At 50.0% G+C, this 21,793-nt stretch carries 11 protein-coding genes; 6 read left to right on the forward strand and 5 right to left on the reverse strand.

Annotated elements, in window-relative coordinates; genetic code table 11:
• Nucleotides 1-43: 43 nt before the first annotated feature.
• From G8759_RS17485 to nirB, 3 genes are all read right to left on the reverse strand, one after another.
• Nucleotides 44-1,525 carry an ATP-binding protein gene (locus tag G8759_RS17485; RefSeq protein ID WP_167210157.1) on the reverse strand — a complete coding sequence of 494 codons (1,482 nt, stop codon included), beginning with the start codon at nucleotides 1,523-1,525 and terminating at the stop codon, nucleotides 44-46.
• Nucleotides 1,526-1,632: 107 nt separating this feature from the next.
• Nucleotides 1,633-1,986: a nitrite reductase small subunit NirD gene (gene nirD, locus G8759_RS17490; protein ID WP_167210159.1), complete on the reverse strand. Its 354-nt coding sequence runs from the start codon at nucleotides 1,984-1,986 to the stop codon at nucleotides 1,633-1,635.
• A gap of 123 nt (nucleotides 1,987-2,109) precedes the next feature.
• Nucleotides 2,110-4,629 carry a nitrite reductase large subunit NirB gene (gene nirB, locus G8759_RS17495; protein WP_167210161.1) on the reverse strand — a complete coding sequence of 840 codons (2,520 nt, stop codon included), beginning with the start codon at nucleotides 4,627-4,629 and terminating at the stop codon, nucleotides 2,110-2,112.
• Between the two features lie 280 nt (nucleotides 4,630-4,909).
• Between nirB and cobA the strand changes: the two genes are divergently transcribed.
• The 5 genes from cobA to G8759_RS17520 all read left to right on the forward strand — a co-directional run bounded on the left by cobA (nucleotide 4,910) and on the right by G8759_RS17520 (nucleotide 13,997).
• Nucleotides 4,910-5,668, forward strand: coding sequence for a uroporphyrinogen-III C-methyltransferase (cobA, locus tag G8759_RS17500; protein WP_167210163.1), 759 nt, complete (start codon nucleotides 4,910-4,912; stop codon nucleotides 5,666-5,668).
• A gap of 270 nt (nucleotides 5,669-5,938) precedes the next feature.
• Entirely contained in the window at nucleotides 5,939-7,483 is a 1,545-nt protein-coding gene (locus G8759_RS17505; protein WP_167219054.1) for an alginate export family protein, read from the forward strand.
• A 36-nt stretch (nucleotides 7,484-7,519) separates the two neighbouring features.
• Complete coding sequence (locus G8759_RS17510; RefSeq protein ID WP_167210165.1) at nucleotides 7,520-8,821, forward strand: MFS transporter; 1,302 nt, start codon at nucleotides 7,520-7,522, stop codon at nucleotides 8,819-8,821.
• A gap of 90 nt (nucleotides 8,822-8,911) precedes the next feature.
• Nucleotides 8,912-12,478 (forward strand): nitrate reductase, encoded by a 3,567-nt coding sequence (locus tag G8759_RS17515; RefSeq protein WP_167210167.1) that lies wholly within the window; start codon nucleotides 8,912-8,914, stop codon nucleotides 12,476-12,478.
• Between the two features lie 64 nt (nucleotides 12,479-12,542).
• Nucleotides 12,543-13,997 (forward strand): rubredoxin, encoded by a 1,455-nt coding sequence (locus G8759_RS17520; RefSeq protein ID WP_167210169.1) that lies wholly within the window; start codon nucleotides 12,543-12,545, stop codon nucleotides 13,995-13,997.
• Nucleotides 13,998-14,057: 60 nt separating this feature from the next.
• On the opposite strand, the gene G8759_RS17525 is transcribed toward G8759_RS17520, so the two are convergent.
• The gene (locus tag G8759_RS17525) at nucleotides 14,058-15,506 is read right to left on the reverse strand and encodes an alpha-L-fucosidase (RefSeq protein ID WP_167210171.1); all 1,449 of its coding nucleotides are present in this window, start codon (nucleotides 15,504-15,506) and stop codon (nucleotides 14,058-14,060) included.
• Between the two features lie 108 nt (nucleotides 15,507-15,614).
• Entirely contained in the window at nucleotides 15,615-18,152 is a 2,538-nt protein-coding gene (locus G8759_RS17530; RefSeq protein WP_167210173.1) for a glycoside hydrolase family 95 protein, read from the reverse strand.
• Between the two features lie 297 nt (nucleotides 18,153-18,449).
• On the opposite strand from G8759_RS17530, the gene G8759_RS17535 reads away from it, so the two are divergent.
• Nucleotides 18,450-21,770, forward strand: a complete 3,321-nt coding sequence (locus tag G8759_RS17535) for a SusC/RagA family TonB-linked outer membrane protein (protein ID WP_167210175.1) — start codon at nucleotides 18,450-18,452, stop codon at nucleotides 21,768-21,770.
• Nucleotides 21,771-21,793: the final 23 nt, after the last annotated feature.

Here is a 21,793-nt window from a genome sequence, read left to right on the forward strand (position 1 = left end):
TATTTCAGCTATAAGCAGCTGTAACCAACAAATCTCGAATTTGTTAATGAAGGTTACCCGCTACGTTGATACTGACCAGCACCTTGGTGCCCTTTTTGGGTTTTGAGGTAATTGTCAGTGTGCCGTTTAACAGGCGGGTTCGGGTCCGCATGTTTTCGATGCCGTTTATGGTAGGCACCTCTTGTTCTTTTTGAACTGATTTGACCTGAAAACCTTTTCCGTCATCAATGACGGCCAGTTCAAGTTTACGCGAATTTTGTTGTAAATGAATGCGTATGGTCTGTGCTCCTGCATATTTAATAGCATTGTTCAGGGCTTCCTGGGCAATGCGATACAACCCGATTTCCATAGCAGGAGTCAGCCGATTAGCGTCGCGATCCCCCTCAAAAAGCACATCGATTCCCGACGACCGGGCAGTTTGCTCGGCGAGATACTGCAACGTAGCGCCCAGTCCAAAGTCGCCCAGAACGGATGGCATCAGATTATGGGATATTTGTCGGGTTGTCTGAATAATCTCGTAAATCAACTTACACAGTTCGTCAAACCGGAGTCGTTGCTTCTCGTCCGGAAACGTGATCGTTTTCATTTTTTCCGCGTGCAGCTTCAGGCCGGTTAACATTTGACCGATACCGTCGTGAAGCTCACGGGCAAACCGACGCCGTTCTTCTTCCTGGCCTTCGAGCAAGGCTGCCGAACGAATGTTCTCTTCAGCGATCTGCAACTGATACTTCTCTTCCGTAGTGCGAATAAGCTCCTGTTGAGTAGCTACCAGCTTCCGGTTAGAGGCCGCCAGGTTCTGATTCGTGGCTTCCAGCTCATGGTTGGTAATTTCCATCTGCCTGTTCACCAGTTGTAGCGCATTCTCTGAACGGGCCAGTCTCCGAACGATATTCTTCGTGTAACCGACAACCGGACGGAAAATAAATAATGCCTCGGCCAGAATTGTCAGTAGGGTTGCAATCGTTAATAACCATTCGATTCGTTCCAGCGACTGAACCCGCTCGAAACTTTCCGTGTCGAACTGAAAAACGATGTCGTTCATCTGTTGCACGAAAGAAAGTTCATTTCGCAGAATGACCTGAAGAGCCTCTTTTTTTTCGGCAAGCGTCGTTTTTGGGTTATTGATTCGACTAAAGCTCTGGTAAATGGATTGGAAAACCGGCTCAATCCGGGCAAACATGCCAGATAGCTGGCTGCTTTTCCGAACGGAATAGTCCTTTTCCATTTTAAGTAGCCCATTCCGTAGCTGAATGTGGGTTTGATACCACGTATGCAACAGAGAATCGAACGAAACGGTATCGGCAGCCGACAGTCCTGTTGTTCGCAACAAAGCAAGCTTTGTCAATCGCTGACTCAGCATCCGTTGTCTACCGGTTACGTTGACAACCCGGCTATCGTCGTAGTGATTGCTGAGCGTACTTCGAATGAATACTAATCCGCTGATTGACAGCACTGCAATGGCGGTGAGGGCCATCACATAGAACCGCGTTAACCGACGGGCTACCTGTTGGTCGAGTTGCTTCATAGGCTAGCGTATTCGGTTTCCGGAGGGTCGTGTCCGGTTTGCGACTTCATGCGTCTGCCAATCGTAAACCGAATACAGTACACTATATGCCGTAAGCGGAATACCATCTAAATCCCAATATACACCTTTCCGTCCTTAATTTTTACGGAATAGGTGTTAATCTGGTAAGAATCGTCGTTCAGGCATTGGCCAGTCTGGAGCGAAAATGTCTTCTTGTGAAACGGACAGGCAACTTTCGGCTCGTCGGCCTGGCTACCAATCATACCCCGTGACAAAGCCATTTGCTGACGATGCGGGCATTCGTTGTCGGTGGCGTACCACTTGCCACGACGGGTGAAGTTATAGATAGCTATCTGCTTTCCTTCGATCAGTGCGCAGGCGCCACCGTCTTCGGGAATATCGTCTACCCGACAAGCCAGATGCCAGGTTATTTCGTGTTTGGGTGCAACAAGAACTTCCATGGGTTGTATTAGTGTAAGGAGTGAAGAAATTTGTTTTTGACTCTGGTCGTAGATTGACAAGGCTTGACTTACTGAAGCTAGCGTTGGGCTGGCCACTAAACCGATACCGTAAACAGAATACTGCTAAGCCCATTCTTTCGCGCGTTTCTGATCGCGCAGGGCATCGAATTGAACAGTGGGGTCTTTCTTCTCAGGAACGTTCACAAAGTGAGTGAATCGCTTGCGGAGCTCTGGATTTTCAACCACTTCCGTCCATTCACATTTGAAGGTGTCGACGAGTAGTTGCATCTCTTTTTCCAGATCATCGGCTATGCCCAAAACATCGTCCAGAACAACGGCTTTCAGGTAGGTCATTCCTCCCTCTAATTTGTTGAGCCAGGTTGCAGTGCGGGTGAGTGGGTCGGCCGTTTTGATGTAAAACATCAGGAACCGGTCAATGTACCGAATGCAGGTTTCCTTATCGACATCGGAAGCCAGTAACTGGGCGTGCTGGGGTTTGGAGCCGCCGTTACCGCCTACATACAGGTTCCAGCCTTTTTCAGTAGCTATAATGCCAAAATCTTTACTTTGGGCTTCGGCGCATTCGCGGATACAGCCCGATACACCCGACTTGATCTTATGCGGAGACCGAACGCCTTTATACCGATCCTCAACTTCAATCGCGAACGAAACAGAATCCTGAACGCCATACCGGCACCAGGTGCTGCCTACACAACTTTTTACGGTGCGCAGTGATTTACCGTATGCGTGGCCACTTTCAAAACCGGCGGCAATTAATTCCTCCCAAATGTTTGGCAAATCACCGACGTGTGCACCGAACAGATCGATCCGCTGTCCGCCCGTAATTTTCGTATAAAGACCATACTTTTTTGCGACCAGACCAATAACGATTAACTTATCGGGGGTGATTTCGCCACCCGGAATGCGTGGCACTACGGAGTACGTTCCGCCTTTCTGAATGTTAGCCAGAAAGCGATCATTAGAGTCCTGAATTGTTGCCCGGCCTTTTTCCAGTATGTTTTCATTCCAGAGGCTGGCCAGAATTGACGCTATGGCAGGTTTACAAACTTCGCATCCATCGCCATGTCCGAACTGATCCAGAACGGTGCCATAGGTTTTCAGTCCGTTGATTTTCACCAGATCCAGTAATTCCTGACGCGTATAGTCAAAGTGTTCGCAGAGGATATTCCGTACGTAAATTCCCTGCTGCTTCAAAACGCCCTGAATGATATCTTTAACCATTGGCGTACAACCTCCGCAACCGGTGCAGGCTTTGGTGGCTTTTTTCAGTGCGTCGACGGTGTTATGGCCATTCTGGCTAATTTCATGGCAAAGTGTGGCTTTCGTTATAGCTTCGCAGGAGCAGATCAGCGCATCGTCGGGTAAGCTCATAATGCCCGCTCCCGAATCTTCACCACCGCGGGAACCCAGGATCAGGTCTTCGGGATTGGGTGGTAAAATGGTTTTATTCTTACAGGTCTGCAACAGCATATTATACTGATCGGCGTCTCCCACCAGAATACCACCTAAAAGCTCCCTGCCATCGGCTGATATATTAACGCGTTTATAAACGCCCTTGGCTTTGTTTTCATAAACGATTGTCCGACAGTCTGGTCCTTCCACAAAAGGATTACCAAAAGAAGCGACGTCGGTGCCGATCAGCTTCAGTTTGGTCGACATGTCGAAGGGCTTAAACTCTTTTGACTCGCCGATGAGTTGCAGGGCAACCACCTCGGCCATTTCATAGCCGGGAGCAACCAGCCCATAAATCATGTGATGAGCAACGGCACATTCGCCAATGGCAAAAATGGATGGATCGGACGTTTGCAGGAAATTATCGACAATAATTCCCCCGCGTGGGTGTGTATCGAGTCCCGCCGATCTGGCTAATTCATCGCGGGGGCGAATACCAGCCGAAATGACCAGCATATCGACATCCAGTTTGGATCCGTCGGCAAATTGCATACCTGTTATGGTATCTTCGCCCGTAATTTCCTGGGTACTTTTAGAGAGGTGAATCGTCAGGCCCAGTGATTCGAGCTGGCGCTGCAAAATACCCGAACCGGCATCATCGATCTGGCGGGGCATCAGGCGGGTGGCAAACTCGACGACATGCGTCTCTTCTATGCCTAAATCAAGAAGGGCTTTGGCCGCTTCCAGACCTAATAAGCCACCGCCCAGAACCGCACCTTTTTTTGCCTTACGCGCATAGGATTGAATGAGGTCGAGATCTTCAATCGTACGATAAACAAAAACACCATCTTTTTCGACTCCGGCTACGGGTGGTACAAACGCGCCGGAGCCAGTGGCCAGTATCAGATAGTCATAGGGAACTACCAGGCCATGATGAGAACGAACTTCTTTACGCTCCCGATCAATATTAACTGCCGGATCGCTCAGGTAAAGCTGTATACCATTCTCGGCGTACCAATTTTCGGGTGCCAGCGTCAGATCATCGGCTGTTTTACCTGCAAAGTAGGCACTTAGGTGAACCCGATCGTAGGCAACACGGGGTTCTTCTCCAAAAACAGTTAGTGTAAACTGCTGCCCATTTTTTTGTTTGGCTATTAATTTCTCGCAGAACTTATAGCCTACCATGCCATTACCAATGACAACGATTCGATTGTTTTTGTTTGTGTTCATAGTTATAACTAACTATTTCATTATGAAAACCCTGTTATGGTATTGTATTATTTCCAGAAAACTGCTTTTTGCCCCCACAAAAAGATAGCTCAAAAATAAAAGGTCATTTTGGTAAAACCTAACATTATATTTGTCTTAAAGTCTATTTTGAAACATATTTTTTCAGAAAAGGCTTGTTTTTAAGAATTGATGCTCTAATTTTGAAGCAGAAATAGCGCATAGTTGTATTTAACTATAAATAGTACATTGTTGCTATTTAACCATTTGACATAGTATCGATATGCAGCCAAAGCTTACACTCGTGGGGGCGGGTCCCGGCGACGGCGAATTGATCACCTTGAAAGGGATCAGGACGCTACGGCAAGCCGATGTCGTTTTATACGACGATCTTGCCAATGCTACTTTACTGGAGTTCGCACCGGAGCGATCCCTTAAATTATATGTAGGGAAGAGGGCTGGAAAAGCATCGTTTACGCAGGACGAAATCAACGAACTGATTATTCGCCTGGCGCAGGAGCATGGGCATGTTGTCCGGCTTAAAGGCGGTGATCCGTATGTATTTGGGCGCGGATTTGAAGAGTATGACTACGCCCGTCAGTATGGAATCTGCTGTGAAGTAGTACCGGGTGTATCGAGCAGTATTGCCGTAGCAGCTTCGCAGGGTATTCCGGTGACCAGCCGGGGTGTGAGCGAAAGCTTCTGGGTAATTACGGGCACAACCCGCCATGGTGAACTGGCCGACGATATGCGGTTGGCCGTTCAATCCAAAGCAACGGTGGTTGTGCTGATGGGAATGAGTAAATTAAGAGAAATATGTGCCATGTATTGTCAGGCCGGGCGTGGTTATATGCCCATGGCGGTCATACAGAACGGTACGCGCGCTGATGAACAGTGCGTGGTTGGTCAGGTCTGGAATATACCTCAGCTGGTGGCAGAGCAGGGCGTGGGGGCGCCCGCTGTGCTGATTATCGGGGAGGTCGTTTCGCTTCATCCGTCCTATGTGGCGGAGTGTTTGCGTAACGCTGGCGTGGCCATCTAGCAAAAAGGCCGATCCGGTGTGGGGGCACCGTTGGATCGGCCAAACAGGGTTTGTCTATGTATAACACAAACGCTTCAAAGAAAATGAAAAAAAACACGTAAAGCAAACCGGCTTCTTTCGCGTTGGGCAGGGTGTCAGTCACGCACACCATTGATCCGGAACCCAACATTCGCTTCTTACTTTGCTAACCGTCTGAGAGCTACTACGCCTGTGTAGTCAGGACGACTGTTTGCCGACACCATTCATTTTCTTGAATTAATCCCTATCATGATGAAATCTTTCCTAACGCGACTATCGCTTTTGGGTGTATTGCTATTGGGTTTTCGGTCGCAGCTGAACGCGCAGTTCTCGTTGATCGGTCAACTGCGTACACGTACCGAATTGCGTCACGGCGTCGGTAATCTGCCTGTAAAAGATAGCCCGATGGCTGCTTTCACCTCACAGCGAGCCCGCCTGACATTTGGCTATAAATGGGACCGCATTACGTTTGGCCTCGCCATTCAGGATGTGCGTGTCTGGGGGCAGGATGCCTCGACGATTTCCAATGCCGATGGAAACCGGCTGATGGTTCACGAGGCATGGGCTGATATGGCCCTGATCAATAGAGCTGATACAACCATGAAATTCCGGCCGATCGATTATTTGTCCTTAAAGATTGGTCGTCAGGAACTTGTATACGATGATGTGCGACTGCTGGGCAATCTGGACTGGCTGCAACAGGGACGCCGGTTCGATGCGGCATTGCTGAAGGCTCAACACCACGGCTGGGCTCTGGATTTAGGGGCAGGGTTTAACCAAAACACCGATGCGTTTGGCGTTGCTGGTACATTTTATACGCCAGCCAACGTGCCCACATCGGCGCTATCGACCCAAAACGTAACCCTGGCCCTTCCGGCCGGTTTTCTGCCAACCAGCGGAAAGGGTGGAACACCCGTGGTGACGAATGCGGTAAGTACAAACGGTCAAAATCAGCAATTCAAGTCGTTTCAAATGGCTTACCTGACCCGTAAGTTTGGCAGTTCGGCCTCCCGGCAAACAAAGTTCTCGGCTTTGTTCTTTAAAGATGATTTTCAGAAGTACCGGATTGACTCTATTGGTGCTGTCAGTACGGGTTACGTATATGGGAGACGGTATGACGTAGCCGGTACCAATTCGCGGATAACATACGGAGCTATGCTGACGGGACAGTTTCAATTTGCCAAAGCGAACCAGGCTTTGTGGCAGGTTTTCGGATATGCGCAGCAGGGTAAAGATCGCGATGGACTACATCTTAAAAACGCTTACCACTATGGAGCAAACCTGATGATCCAGAAAGGTGCTCTGAGCATTGGACCCGGTTATGAGGTACTGTCTGGTAACAATGATGCGACGATTAAAGCGGGCGAAACCAGTCGATTCGATCCACTTTACGGCACCCCACATCGGCACTGGGGCTATATGGACTATTTCTACGTCGGAACCGGCTCGCCGTCTGGTGGATTACAGGACGCTTTTCTAAAGTTCAAATACGCTGGAAAACGGCTGACCACGACGTTTGATGTGCATTATTTCGCACTGGCCAACACGACGTTCAACAAAATGCCTGATGCGCTGCCAGCCGCCCCACTGGCGTCAAAACTGGGTATGGAGTACGACCTGATTGCGACCTATTCCCTGAACAAAGTCACTACTGTAGAGGCTGGTTACGCCATCATGAACGGCACCAACACGCTGGAGTACACGAAACAGGGAACAATGAATCAGAAAGATAAAGTCGGCACCTGGGCCTATCTGATGATCAACATTCGCCCGGATTTCCTAGCATCCAAAAAGTAATCAGTGCTAATCAACACCATCTAAACGCATACAACCATGAATCTGTCATCGAATAAGCCGCTTACTTCGCTGAATATTTTCCGCTTCGAGGGTGTCCAGATGCGGACGTTCCACATCACCTGGTTAACTTTTTTTGTCTGTTTCTTTGGCTGGTTCGGTCTGGCTCCACTGATGCCCGCCATCCGGGCCGATCTGGGTCTGACTAAACCACAGGTCGGAAATACCATCATTGCGGCTGTATCGGCCACCATTTTTGCCCGACTGATTGTGGGGAAACTCTGTGATACCTGGGGCCCACGCAAAACCTACACCGCTTTGCTCGTATTGGGCGCATTACCGGTTATGTTTGTTGGTCTGGCCCACGATTACACGACGTTTTTACTCTTTCGGCTAGCCATCGGCGTCATTGGTGCATCATTTGTAATCACCCAGGTGCACACCTCCCTGATGTTCGCTCCGAAAATTAAAGGGACCGTTAACGCAGTGGCCGGTGGTTGGGGGAACCTGGGCGGTGGCATCACGCAACTGGCAATGCCGGTGATCATGGCCGCGATCGTTGGTTTTGGTTATACAAAACCAGAGGCCTGGCGCCTGGCGATGGTGGTACCGGGTATCATGATGCTGATCATGGCGTTTTTGTACTACCGTTTTACGAAAGACACCCCCGCCGGTAACTTCAATGAAATTCAGCGGTCAACTCAGACCGGGGAGAAAGTGAGTTTCTGGGAGGCCTGCGCCGACATTCGCGTATGGGCGCTGGCCTTGGCCTATGCCTGCTGCTTCGGTATGGAAATTACATTCGATGGTGTGGCTGCACTGTATTTCTTCGATAATTTCAAGATGGAAGAGACCCAGGCCGGTTTTTGGGCTATGCTCTTCGGCGGTATGAATATTTTTGCCCGTGCGTTGGGCGGTATCGTGGCCGATAAAGTAGGTAACAAATACGGCATGCGTGGAAAAGGTGTTTTGCTTGCGGCTATGCTGTTGCTGGAAGGTGTTGGCATTATGCTGTTTGCGCAGGCCGGTAACCTGCCAATGGCCATTGCAACCATGCTATCCTTCGCGCTCTTCCTGAAAATGTCGAATGGGGGTACCTATGCTATTGTTCCCTTTGTTAATCCGAAAGCTGTTGGAGTGATCTCTGGCGTGGTAGGGGCAGGGGGCAACGTTGGTGGAATGCTCATGGGCTTTCTGTTCAAATCACAGTCTATTTCCTACGGACAGGCTTTCCTCTACATCGGAGCAATCGTTGCAGCCGTCGGGTTAACCTTATTCCTGGTCAACTTTGGCAAAACAGTCGTAACCGAACCAGCTGAAGCAGAATTGCAAACCGCTTAAACAGTGAAGAACATAGCGTGAAAAGTAAAGAATAAATTACCCGTAGCTATTCTTCACTTTTCACGCTACAGTCGTTACTCAAAAATCATTATGACTCATCAAACGACCTGTTGCTATTGTGGCGTTGGCTGTGGAATCGTAGTCAGGCAGGAACCGAACGGGCGATTGACCGTTGAGGGTGATAAGCAGCACCCGTCGAATCGGGGCATGCTTTGCTCGAAAGGCATGAATCTGCATTACACGGTTATGGATCAGTCAGACCGATTGCTGTATCCGCAAATGCGGCTCAATCGGTCGATGCCGATGCAACGGGTGAGTTGGGATGCGGCTCTGGAGCGTACAGCGGCTGTTTTTAAAACGTTTATTCAGAAATATGGTCCGGATTCAGTAGCGTTTTACGTATCGGGACAGTGCCTGACCGAAGAGTATTACCTGGTCAATAAGCTCATCAAAGGATTTATTGGCTCCAACAACATCGATACCAACTCCAGGCTGTGTATGAGTTCGGCCGTGGTAGGCTACAAACTATCACTAGGGGAAGACTCGGTGCCGGTTTGTTACGATGACATTGAAGAAGCGGACGTATTTTATGTGCAGGGGGCAAATCCGGCCTGGTGTCATCCTATTCTATGGCGCCGGATCGAAGCGCATAAGGCGGCCAATCCGCACGTTAAAATCATCTGTATTGATCCGCGCCGGACCGACACGGCCCGGTCGGCCGATTTGCATTTACCCATCCGACCCGGCACCGATATTGTCCTGAATAATGCCATTGGGAGGTTACTGATCGAAAAGGGATTCATCGATAATGAATTCATTTGCAACCACGCCGATGGCTTTGAGGCTTATCGGGAGCAGGTCATGCAGCGGACGCTGGTCGAAGCAGCCGATCTGTGCGGGGTTGATCCTGATGATATTGAGCAGGCAGCTTACTGGATCGGCCGCTCGAAGGGATTCCTGTCGCTTTGGACAATGGGGTTGAATCAGTCCGTAGTTGGTGTCAATAAAAACCTGGCGCTCATTAATTTACACCTCATTACCGGGCGAATCGGTAAACCGGGCAATGGGCCGTTCTCACTCACCGGACAGCCAAACGCAATGGGCGGTCGCGAAACGGGTGGACTGGCCAATGTGTTACCCGCCCATCGTGATGTGACGAACGCAGTTCACCGCGCAGAGGTAGAAGCATTTTGGCAGGGACCCGTCAGGATTGCTGCCAAACCCGGCCTGACCGCTACCGAAATGTTCGATGCGCTGGCCGATGGTCAGCTAAAAGCCATCTGGATCATCAATACGAATCCGATGGTGAGTATGCCCAATGCCAATGCGGTAGAGAAGGCGCTTAAAAACGCCCGTTACGTTGTTGTTCAGGATGTGTCGAACCGGGCCGATACGGTGCCGTTTGCCGATGTGGTACTTCCGGCTGCGGCCTGGCTCGAAAAAGAAGGCACGATGACCAATGCCGAACGCCGGATTGCCTACCTGCCCAGCGTAATCGATGCTCCGGGAGAGGCCTTGCCCGATGCCGAAATAATCTGGCGCTTTGCGCAGAAAATGGGCTTTGGTGATTCATTTAACTACGCCAATACTGCCGAAGTTTATCAGGAATATACCCAACTCACGGCAGGAACCAACATCGATGTGACGGGGGTAAGTTATGAGCTACTGAAACGGAAACGAACAGTACAATGGCCATTTCCGGCAAACAGCGAGCCATTAGACGTGAACACTGACAACAATGTTCCGATCGGAACGAAGCGCCTGTTTACGGATCATCGGTTTTATACACCGAATGAACGGGCACAGATTCATGCTGTACCAGATGGCAATGCCTCAGAACCAACTGACGATGACTTTCCGCTGGTACTGACCACGGGCCGCATCCGGGACCAGTGGCACACCATGACCAAGACCGGACGGGTAGCGAAACTCAATCAGCATAGTCCGCAGCCATTCCTCCAAATCCATCCGGACGATGCCCGGACACACGGCATTCGGGACGGGCAGTTGGTCGTCGTGCGTGGGCGACGCGGGGAAGTTCGGGTAAAAGCTAAGATTACCGACGATGTGCGTTCGGGACTGTGTTTTCTGCCCATGCACTGGGGGAAGATTCTCAACAGCAATCTGAACCGGGCCAATAACCTGACCAATTCGCTCGTTGATCCCCGGTCTAAAGAACCTGATTTCAAATTCACGGCCGTAACGGTTTTGCCGTACCGTAAGCCGCAGGAAAAAATTATCATTATTGGGGCTGGCTCGGCTGGACTTGGCTTCATCAATGCCTACCGATTGGTTAATGCCGACGATGAAATTCACGTATTTTCCAAAGAGATTTATCCGTTTTACAACCGGGTTCTCCTGCCCGATTACATCAGTGGCGAACAGTCTTGGGAGCAACTGGTCAAGCTGCGTGAAGACCAGTTTGGCGAAGCGAATATCATTGTGCACAAAGGTGTCAGCGTTGCTCATATCGACCGGAAGGCGAAAGTGGTCACGGATAGCGATGGTGTTGAACACACGTATGACAAGATTTTGCTGGGAACCGGAAGCAGGGCATTTATGCCCAAAAGTGTGCCCCGTTTGCCGGGTATTTTCAACATGCGTTCCCGGCTGGATGCCGATTCGCTTCTGCCATTTCTGAAACTATCGCCGGATGATTCGACCGAACCCCATGCCGTAATTGTCGGTGGGGGATTATTGGGGCTCGAATTGGCAGCCTCACTGCGGCAGATTGGTGTTCGGGTTACAGTTATTCAGCGGGGTGGGCGATTTATGGAACGCCAGCTCGATCCGCTCGCCAGTGAATTGCTATACCTCGAACTGCTGGATCGGGGCATCGACGTCTATTTCAATGAAGAAGTTCAGACGTTTATGGGGAACGGGCAGGTAGAGGGTATCCAACTGAATTCGGGACGAAAGATTCAATGCCAGGTCGTTGTGGTGGCCATTGGAACAGAGCCAAACATCGAACTGGCACGCGATGCCGGTTTGGTATGCAACCGGGGTGTCGTTGTCAATGATTACATGCAAACCTCTGATCCCGATATTTTTGCCGCTGGCGAACTGGCTCAGTGGAACGGGCAGATGTGGGGCATTACGCTGGCCGCCGAACAGCAGGCCGAAATTGCAGCCCGATTTCTGGCCGGCGACGTATCGCAACCCTACCGGGGGAGTTTGTCCATCAGTATCCTGAAAATGGAGGGTCTGCATCTGTGTAGTATAGGGATGGCCGAAGTACCTGCCAACACCGGAACGGCCGAACGAGGAGCTCCTGATTATGAGGAAATCGTTTTCATCGATAAAGCCAAGCGTTATTACAAAAAGTGTATAGTTCAGGGCGACAGGCTGGTCGGTGCTATTCTGGTCGGTGATAAAAACGAATTTCAGGAGTTTCGCGAACTGATTGCCAACGGGACCGAACTTTCTGAAAAGCGCCTACAGTTGCTACGAGCCAATAAAAAAGTTGATCCGATAGCCGGGAAGCTGGTTTGTTCCTGCAACTCGGTAGGGCAGGGGAATTTGGAAAAGGCCATTCTGGGAGGCTGTACCGATTTTCAGCAGCTTTGCCAGAAAACCGGAGCTGGAACTGGCTGTGGCTCCTGCCGACCCGAAGTGCGAAGTATTCTGTTATCAATGAGCGAGTTAGTGACTGGGTAAATGAGCGATCACTCCGCGACAAACCATTCAGTCATTCACTCGTTCAAACATTCAGTCATTGATTATGCGCGACTATTACACCCTGAAAATCAACCTGCCCGCTGGAATCGTTTCGCCGGGAGCGTTGCAGAATGTGCTGACACTGGCTCATGATGCGGGCGTACATACGGTGCGGTTCGGTGCCCGGCAGCAACTACTGATGACGGTACATTATGAAGACATGCGCTTTCTGGAAAAAGACCTGAAAAAACACCAGATTGCGTATGAAGCCAACACAGAGCAGTACCCAAATATTATTAGCTCGTATTGTGGCGAAGATGTGTTTCGCACGGGCGCATGGCTGCGCGAAAGTGAATACCATACGGTGCTGGACCAGTTTGATTATCAGCCACGTCTGAAAGTCAACCTGTCAGATTCGAACCAGAGTTTTACGCCTTTTTTTACTGGGAATCTCAACTTCATTGCTTCGCCGATACCGCATTTCTGGTATCTGTACGTCCGTCCGAAACAGAGCAATTCGCTTTTCCGGTGGCGGGAACTGATCTATACGAACGACATGGGTCGACTCGCAAAAGCCGTAGAGGAAGCCATGTTGGAGCAGGACCACCAGGAAGAAGAAGCCCTCTTCAGAGCCGTGACAACAGGCCGAAGCTTCATTACGCAACCAGCAACGAATGATGTAGAACTTCCCGAATTTTCATTACCCTATTACGAAGGCTTTAACCGCTATGGGCAGCGTTCGTGGCTTGGCCTTTACCGCCGTGACGAACAGTTTTCGGTGGCGTTTCTGCTCGAGGTATGCGCGCTATGCCTGAAAACACGCGTTGGCGAATTATGCGTAACGCCCTGGAAGTCGCTCATTATTAAAGGAATTGAAGAAAAAGACCGGGCTACCTGGTCGCATATTCTTGGCAAACACAACATCAATGTACGCCATGCCGCCAATGAACTGGCCTGGCAAACCGAAGATCATACCAATGAGGGAACGCAGCTTAAGAACTACGTGCTGCGCTATTTTGAAAAGCACGATACCCGAACGTTCGGGCTTTGTTTTGGGGTGCAGACGCGGCCAAAATCGGAAGTATTTGGTTCGGTACTGGTTCGGAAACGGCCATTGCTTCAACTTGGTCAGTTAGCGCTTTTTAGCGTCTACGATGTCTATTATACCGACAATTTCAACCCCAATAGCCGAACGTACCACCTGTTTGAAAAAGGGCTCTTTAAGCTGCATTTGCCTAATCAGATAAACCGGCTTTGCAGGAAATTCAGCACAGGTCGTTTGACGCAACGTGGTGAGGTCGTTCGGCTGGAAACCGAAAAAACGGAACCAGCCTTATCGCCCATTTCGAAGGTATATCAATGTCCACATTGTTTTACAGTGTATGACGAACAATATGGGGATACATTGAACGCTATTCCAGCGGGAACCCCTTTCAGCGCGTTGCCGAGTGATTATGCGTGTCCTACCTGTGATGCACCAAAAGAAGAAATGGAAGAGGTATTGCTGGAAGTTGATTAAGCAATTACTGTTCTGCCAACGTAAGCGATAATTTTATCGCTTACGTTGGCAGAACAACCTCTATCTGTCACTAATCCTGAATACCCATACGGGCTGTTCGGCAAACTGCTGACGCACTTTTTCGGGGATCGAAACGGTAATTACCCCCTCTGTGAGTTTAGTCTTTTTTAGGGGTTGGGTTGTGCCGAGCAAGGTTATCTTAGCCGTTGGTGAGATATTGATCGTCGGCAGCGCCAAATTAGCCGGAAGTTGCTTTTCGGAGTCACTGGACAAATAAGACGCATAGCTAGCCTGTCCATTGGTCGTAAAAGCCCATTGACCCTGCCGATAAGGTGCCAGCGGCTTCGTACCATAGATTGACTCGCCGTTTGTGTTCATCCATTTGCCAATTTCCTGCATCCGCAGATAGGCTTCTTCGTGCCATTCTCCATCAGGACCTGGGGCCACGTTGAGAAGGAGATTTCCATTTTTCGCTACCACATCAACCAGTGTTTGCACCAGCTTTCTTGCCGATTTGAAGTTCTCCTTTGGAATATACGACCAGCTATCGCCCATTGTCATACAGGTTTCCCACGGAATAGGCATGTAATGATCGGGTATCTGCTGTTCGGGTGTGACATAGTTCTCGAACTCACCCGATACCGTGCGATCTACGACCAGCAAACCGGGCTGGTGCTGGCGGGCCATCCCGGCAATACGGGCCATATTAATATCCTGACTATAGGGAATGGTGCGTTGCCAGCTTACTGTTGAGTCGATTGTGCTAGCCGGGCGAACCCAACCACCATCGAGCCACAGGATATCTACCTTACCATATCCTGTCATCAACTCTTCGATCTGGTTGTAGGTAAAATCGCTGAACTTTTTCCAGTGGTCAGGATATTTCTTAGGGTCGTAACTTACATTACGGTCTTTAGGAGGAAAGTAAGCCCACCAATAGTCTTCTGCATGCCAGTCAGGCTTGGAAAAATAGGTACCCAACATAAAACCCTGCTGACGGAAAGCGCCAAGTATTTCTTTCGTTACATTGCTTCGTGGGTTAGTGGAGAAGGGTGTTTTCGGGTCTGTGATCTTGTAGTCGGTCTGTTTTGTATCGAACATACAGAATCCGTCGTGATGCTTGGTCGTGAAAATCACATACTTCATCCCCGCCTGTTTCGCAGCATCAGCCCAGCGTTCAGGGTTGAATTTTACCGGATTAAATGTCGTCTGGAGGTTTTCGTATGCTTTCTTGTAGTCGAACCAGTTGGCAGCATATGGGCCTTTCCGTTCGCACCAGCCTTCATCTTCTGGGCAGAGCGACCAGGATTCGACAATTCCCCATTCGCTGTAAGTGCCCCAGTGCATAAGCAGGCCGAATTTTATATTTTGCCAGGATTGCAGTTTTTGTTTGACCTGTTCGTCTTTAGGCCAAATGTACTTGTCATGTTTCTGTTCGGAGTGTTGCTGCGCAAAGGCCGGAATACCAAACAGGATTCCTAAAGCAAAGCGTAGAAATGCAGGTTTCATTGGATTGACTGTAAAGTGATTGCAGCCGTTACTGCAAAAGCAGCAGATTGTTCCGGCGAAAATTTCCGGCAATCTGCTGCTTTTTTATCGTTTATCCGAATCCTTTGCTCACTGCATCACAAACGTATAATTTCGTCCTGCCTGGGTCATAAAATCATAAACCTGTGCCGTTGCCCCCTGCACGGTCTGAACAGTTGGCCCCTGGAAAAGAGGATTCGGATTTGCCCCGCTGGCGGGTTTCAGCCCTACACCAGCTGAGGCTTTCAGGGCGTTGGGAACGCGAAGACGACAGTTTCCGCCAACGTTGGACCTGATAACGACCTTACTCACTTTGCCATCCTGCCAGGTCATTTCAACGATGTCAAATCCACCCCGCGCCCGTAATCCTTTTACCTGACCACTGTTCCACTGGTCGGGGAGAGCGGCCAGCAATCCGATATGGTCCAGATGACTCTGGAGGAGCATCTCGCTCATACCGGCAATACCTCCGAAATTTCCATCGATCTGGAACGGCGGATGGGCGCAGAACATATTGGGATAAGTACCGCCCGCATTGGTGTAGTTGGTTCCTTCCACACCGGTAAGTTTCAGTAGCTCGCGAAGAAGTTTGTAAGCGTGGTTGCCATCATTGAGCCTTGCCCAGAAGTTAATTTTCCAGGCTTTACTCCAGCCTGTGCCCTCATCGCCCCGAAGTTCGAGGGTTTTGCGGGCTGCGGCTGCCAGTTCGGGCGTCGTCAATGGCGCAATCTGCCGACCGGGGTGTAGGGCAAACAGGTGGGAAACGTGCCGGTGAAGCGGTTCAACCTCATCGAAGTCTTTATACCATTCCTGTAGATTTCCCTTTTTGCCGATCTGGAACGGGTATAGCTTCCCAGTTTGATCACTGATCACTTTCCGGAAATCGACATCTGTATTAAGGATCGTCGATGCTTCGATGACGTTCGTGAACAGGTCGCGGATGATGCCCATGTCCATTGTCGTGGCTATGGATACTTCCCCTCGTTTGCCATTCGGAAGTACAAACACATTTTCGGGTGTAGTCGATGGGGCCGTTACCAGATGCCCTTCGTTATCCGGTATCAACCATTCCGAGCAGAATTGGGCTGCTCCTTTCATGAGCGGGTAGGCCGTTTCGCGCAGAAATGTTTTGTCGCCCGTGTAGCGATAGTGTTCATACAGATGCTGACTGAGCCAGGCGCCACCCATGGCCCAGTTGGCCCATAACGGACTCCCTTTGCCCAGATCGCCAACCGGGTTAGAAACGCCCCAGATGTCGGTGTTGTGGTGGGCCGTCCATCCGCCAATGCCGTAAAAATTCTTAGCGGTGGCTTTTCCGGTGCTGGCTACATCCTTAATTAGCCCAAATAGCGGCCGGTGAAATTCAGATAAATTGCTGATCTCGGCGGGCCAGTAGTTCATCTGCGTATTAATGTTGATCGTGAAGTTACTGCTCCAGGGTGGTCGAACGTGCGGATTCCAGATTCCTTGCAAATTGGCGGGTGTTCCAGTCGGGCGTGAACTTGAAATAAGCAGGTAACGACCAAATTGATAGTACAAACTTTCAAGAGTCGGGTCATTTTCGCCCGTTGCGTACTGGCTCAATCGCTCATCGGTCGGCAGAGCCTGACGATCCGCTGAGCCATTTTTAGCCGTCAAGGCCAGCGAAACACGATTGAAATAGGTTTGATAATCCTGTAGGTGTGCCTGTTTCAGAGCCGTATATGTTTTTCGGGCAGCTGGATTCAGGTAGCTTTCTACGAGTTTAATTTCGTCTTTACCGTCGTTGTCCGGACACTTGTCGAAGCCGTTGAAGCTCGTTGCCGCAGAGAGCAGCAGCACGACGCTGGTCGCATGGCTGACGTGTATACCTGCCGTATCTGTCGTGACGGTGCCATCGCTGGGCAGTGCCCGAATGCGTAACGCGAAGCGCATTCCCCGGCATTGGCTCGCATCAGCATATATAATGGGTTGTGGATTATCGCGAACATAATTTGGGTCGGTATGGGCCGGGGCTTTACCGATAAGGGCTAATTCCCGATTATTGACGGCTGCCAGCTGGTACCGAAGCTGACTTTTTGTGGATGCCACAAAATTGAGCTTGCCCGGTTTATCGGCGGTTAGTCGAACGACAATGACCTGATCGGGTGCCGATACGAAGATTTCCCGTGAATAAGTCACACCATCTACAGTGAAACGAGTCGTGGCAGTAGCATCGCTGATGTTCAGGTCGCGGTAATACGTTGTTGGCTGACCACTAAATGGCTGCCGAATTAGTAGATCACCCAGCGGTTCGTAGGACTCCGTATAGCGACCCTGCATTTTTTTGGTGAGCGACGTCGCCAGTTCATAATTCTCTTCAAACAAAGCCTTGCGAATCTGGGGTAAATACGTTTTGGCGTCCGGATTGGGATTCGGATCGACGGGACCGCCCGACCAGAGTGTGCTTTCGTTGAGTTGAAGTAATTCTTCATTCACTTTGCCGAATACCATAACCCCCAGACGACCATTGCCAACGGGCAGCGCTTCGTTCCAGTTGCGGGCGGGTTGTTTGTACCACAATTTGAGCGGCTGGGCCGTGAGTGGATCTGACAGACGTAGGGCGAAGGCAAGCAGAATTAGGTAAAAATGCGTTGTTTTCGTAAGCATGAACGGGTTGTATCATCGGCCTGAATTGGTCAGGCTTTCCTGTATGTTAAGTTCCTTTATTCGCTTTTTTACTCCTGAATCGATCAGGAATTATAAGGGACGTCGAATGGATAAAACCGGCATACAATCAAATGAAGCTATATCCGGCTGTTACAAACCGTCGGGAAGCAAATATTAACGGCCTATGAAATTTTTGCGATGGGTGTTTACAAATCGTTGATAATCAGTCAATCTTGAGGTAATATGGCGACCGTACTTTTGCAGGTAATCACATAAGTAATACTAACCTGCAAACGGATGAAGATTTCTCTACGATTTTTAACACCACTAATTCGCGTATTGCGTTTGCTGTCAGTGGTGTTTCTGGCTACTCTGCTACTTTCAGCAATACCGGCACTCGCGCAAACGATCACCGGTCGCGTTCTGTCGGCCGATGACAACCAGCCCCTGCCTGGTGTATCTGTTGTGGTGAAAGGCACTACTACGGGTACCACGACCCGTGCTGATGGTACTTATTTCCTTAACACACCATCGAGCAGTACACTGACCTATTCATTTATTGGTTACGAAACCCAGGAAATTGCAGTTGGCAATCGCACGGCCATCGATGTATCGCTGGCGGTAGGAACATCGACCCTAAACGAAGTCGTCGTAACGGCTCTGGGTATTAAAAAGGACATCCGGCAAACGGGTGTTGCGATTCAAACGGTCGATGGGACGCAGTTGCTTAAGGCCCGCGAGCCTAATCCGATCAACTCGCTGACCGGTAAAGTAGCAGGATTGACCATCGGGTCGTCGTCAGAGTTGCTGGGCCGCCCGAACATCTCCCTGCGCGGAAATACGGATGTATTATTCGTAGTTGACGGAATTCCGATTACGTCCGACACCTGGAACGTCAGCGCCGATGATATTGAGACTTATACGGTATTGAAAGGCGCATCCGCTTCTGCCCTTTACGGGTTTCGGGGTAAAAACGGTGCTATCCTGATCACGACAAAGCGTGGTACAAAAGATAAACGGGGTTTTTCGGTGGAAGTGAACACCAGCCAGATGGTCGATCAGGGATTCATTGCCATTCCTAAGGTGCAGGACGAATACGGTCCCGGTGATCACGGCGTATATGCGTTTGGTGATGGCAAAGGAAATGGCCTGAATGACGGTGATTACGATATCTGGGGCCCAGCCCTGAATGGCCAGTTGGTTCCGCAATACGATAGTCCAGTGGTGCCGGGCCAGTCGTTCACGACCACTTTCAGGAAAGCCGATGGCAATAATGTTGTCTTTACCAGCAACCGCCAGCCAACTCCATTGCTACCACGCGGTAAAGACAATCTCCGTCGGTTTATTCAGACCGGCGTTTTATCAACGAATAACGTTGCCGTTGCCGCATCAGGTGAGAAATATGATATGCGTTTTTCACTGTCGCATAATTTCCAGCAGGGGCTGGTTCCGAACACCAAGCTCAATGTAACGAACTTCAATGTTACGGGCGGTTATAATTTTTCGGATAAACTACGTTTCGAGTCGAGTTTGAACTACAACCGTCAGTATACACCGAATTTTCCGGATGTAAACTACGGGCCTAACTCGCTGATTTATAACATTATTGCCTGGGGTGGTGCCGACTGGAATATCGATGACATGAAGCAGATCTGGCAGCCGGGTAAAGAGGGTACGCAGCAGATCTATGCGGAATATCAGCGGTACAACAACCCCTGGTTTCTGGCAAAATACTGGCTGCGCGGCCATTATAACAGCAACATTTACGGCTATACTTCCCTGCGCTACCAAATTGCCGACGGATTGCAGTTGACGGGTAAAACCCAACTGACGACCTACAGTATTCTGCGTACGGAGAAATTCCCTTATTCGGCTACAAGCTATGGCCGCGAAGAAGCCCGTGGTGATTACCGCGAAGACCGCCGGAGTCTGTTCGATAACATTAACCAGTTGCTGCTTCAGTACAACAAAAAGGTGTCGCCCGATCTGGCCCTGAATGCACTGATTGGTGGTGAAGCCCGGATTTTTAATTACAATTCCGATTTTGCCAGTACCAACTACCTGAACGTACCGGGCGTATATAATTTCGCGAACTCGTCAAATCCGGTTATTGCTTCGAACTTTCAGTCAGACATGCGGGTATTATCCGCCTATTACTCGGCCGATTTTACCTTCCGCGATTATGCTACACTGACCACGACGGGTCGTCTGGACAAACTCTCGACCTTGCCGAAGGGTAACAATGCGTATTTCTATCCGTCGGTAGCGCTGAGCACCGTCATTTCGGATTATGTTCAGTTGCCTGCAAAGCTTGGTATTTCGTTCCTGAAAGTTCGGGCGTCCTATGCAAACGTGAAGGATGGATTGACACAATCGACCATCGGCTCTACACCAGGGGCTTCATTTCCGCTCGGTTATGGGGTGGATTACAATTCATCGTATGGTGGTCCAACGTACCAGAATTCAGCCGTGTATACGTTGCCGCTTTCATACAATAACAAGCCAGCAGCCTATTACGCCAATACCCTCAATAACCCCAATCTGAAACCCAATTCGACCTCACAGACGGAAGTTGGTCTTGATATTCGCTTCCTGAACAACCGACTGGTACTGGATGGTGCTTATTATGTCAGCAACGATGGCCCCCGCATTTTTACACTGCCATCGTCGGAAGGAACGGGCTACACGGGCCGACTGGTGAATGGAATCAGTACGCAGAAAAAAGGGGGTGAAATCTCCTTGACGGGGCAGGCGATTCGCTCGCCAAAAGGTTTTAACTGGGACATCGTGGCCAACTATTCGACCTTTACCGAACGCCTGAAAGAAGTCTATCCGGAGGGCGGCATCAATACCCTGGCGTCCAGCTATTTTGTCGGCAGCAGTAGTGGCTCCCGGTTTATCAACATTGGCGACCGTACGGATGGGTTTTATTCGAGCGCGCTGGTGCGGACACCCGACGGGCAGTTGATCAATGATGACGGCGGTCGACCCATTGTGAATCCGGTTTCGCAGTTTTTGGGCTATGTAAATCCAAAATTCGTTTGGGGGCTCAATAACCGGTTCAGCTACAAGAACATCACCTTTAGTTTCCAGTTCGACGGTCGCGTGGGCGGGGTTATTGGCGATTACGTTCGGCAGAAAACCTTTCAGGGAGGTCGTCATATCGAAACCGTACAGGGCGCATTGGGCGCTGCCCGGCCTAACGACGTGCAGGGTATCAAATCCTACGTGGGCGATGGTGTCGTGCTGACCAGTGGCAGCATCAATTACGATGTAAACGGCAACGTGCTGAATTACGGCGAGTTGAAGTATGCGCCAAACACGATCAAAACCTACGAGCAGGACTACATTGCCCGTGTTTATGGCGCTACCGAATCATTCCTGATGAGCCGGAGTTTTGCCAAGCTTCGCGAGGTTATAATCGGTTATTCGTTGCCACAGAATCTGCTGAGACGGGTAGGTGTAAAACAGGCCAGCGTATCGGTCGTCGGACGGAACCTGCTCTATTTCGCCAAATACAAAGATATTGACCTCGATCAATACCTGACGGGCGGTATCTCTGGTCTGCAAACACCAACTACACGCCGGTACGGGATCAACCTTAACCTAGTATTTTAATCACAGTCCTTTCGTATCGACTG

Origin of the sequence: Spirosoma aureum (assembly GCF_011604685.1) — a bacterium.
GTDB lineage: Bacteria > Bacteroidota > Bacteroidia > Cytophagales > Spirosomataceae > Spirosoma > Spirosoma aureum.

Excerpts from the sequence above, each read along its gene's own strand:
- G8759_RS17485 (WP_167210157.1), bottom strand. The coding sequence starts at position 1,525 with ATGAAGCAACTCGACCAACAGGTAGCCCGTCGGTTAACGCGGTTCTAT.
- nirD (WP_167210159.1), bottom strand. The coding sequence starts at position 1,986 with ATGGAAGTTCTTGTTGCACCCAAACACGAAATAACCTGGCATCTGGCT.
- nirB (WP_167210161.1), bottom strand. The coding sequence starts at position 4,629 with ATGAACACAAACAAAAACAATCGAATCGTTGTCATTGGTAATGGCATG.
- cobA (WP_167210163.1), top strand. The coding sequence starts at position 4,910 with ATGCAGCCAAAGCTTACACTCGTGGGGGCGGGTCCCGGCGACGGCGAA.
- G8759_RS17505 (WP_167219054.1), top strand. The coding sequence starts at position 5,939 with ATGAAATCTTTCCTAACGCGACTATCGCTTTTGGGTGTATTGCTATTG.
- G8759_RS17510 (WP_167210165.1), top strand. The coding sequence starts at position 7,520 with ATGAATCTGTCATCGAATAAGCCGCTTACTTCGCTGAATATTTTCCGC.
- G8759_RS17515 (WP_167210167.1), top strand. The coding sequence starts at position 8,912 with ATGACTCATCAAACGACCTGTTGCTATTGTGGCGTTGGCTGTGGAATC.
- G8759_RS17520 (WP_167210169.1), top strand. The coding sequence starts at position 12,543 with ATGCGCGACTATTACACCCTGAAAATCAACCTGCCCGCTGGAATCGTT.
- G8759_RS17525 (WP_167210171.1), bottom strand. The coding sequence starts at position 15,506 with ATGAAACCTGCATTTCTACGCTTTGCTTTAGGAATCCTGTTTGGTATT.
- G8759_RS17530 (WP_167210173.1), bottom strand. The coding sequence starts at position 18,152 with ATGCTTACGAAAACAACGCATTTTTACCTAATTCTGCTTGCCTTCGCC.
- G8759_RS17535 (WP_167210175.1), top strand. The coding sequence starts at position 18,450 with ATGAAGATTTCTCTACGATTTTTAACACCACTAATTCGCGTATTGCGT.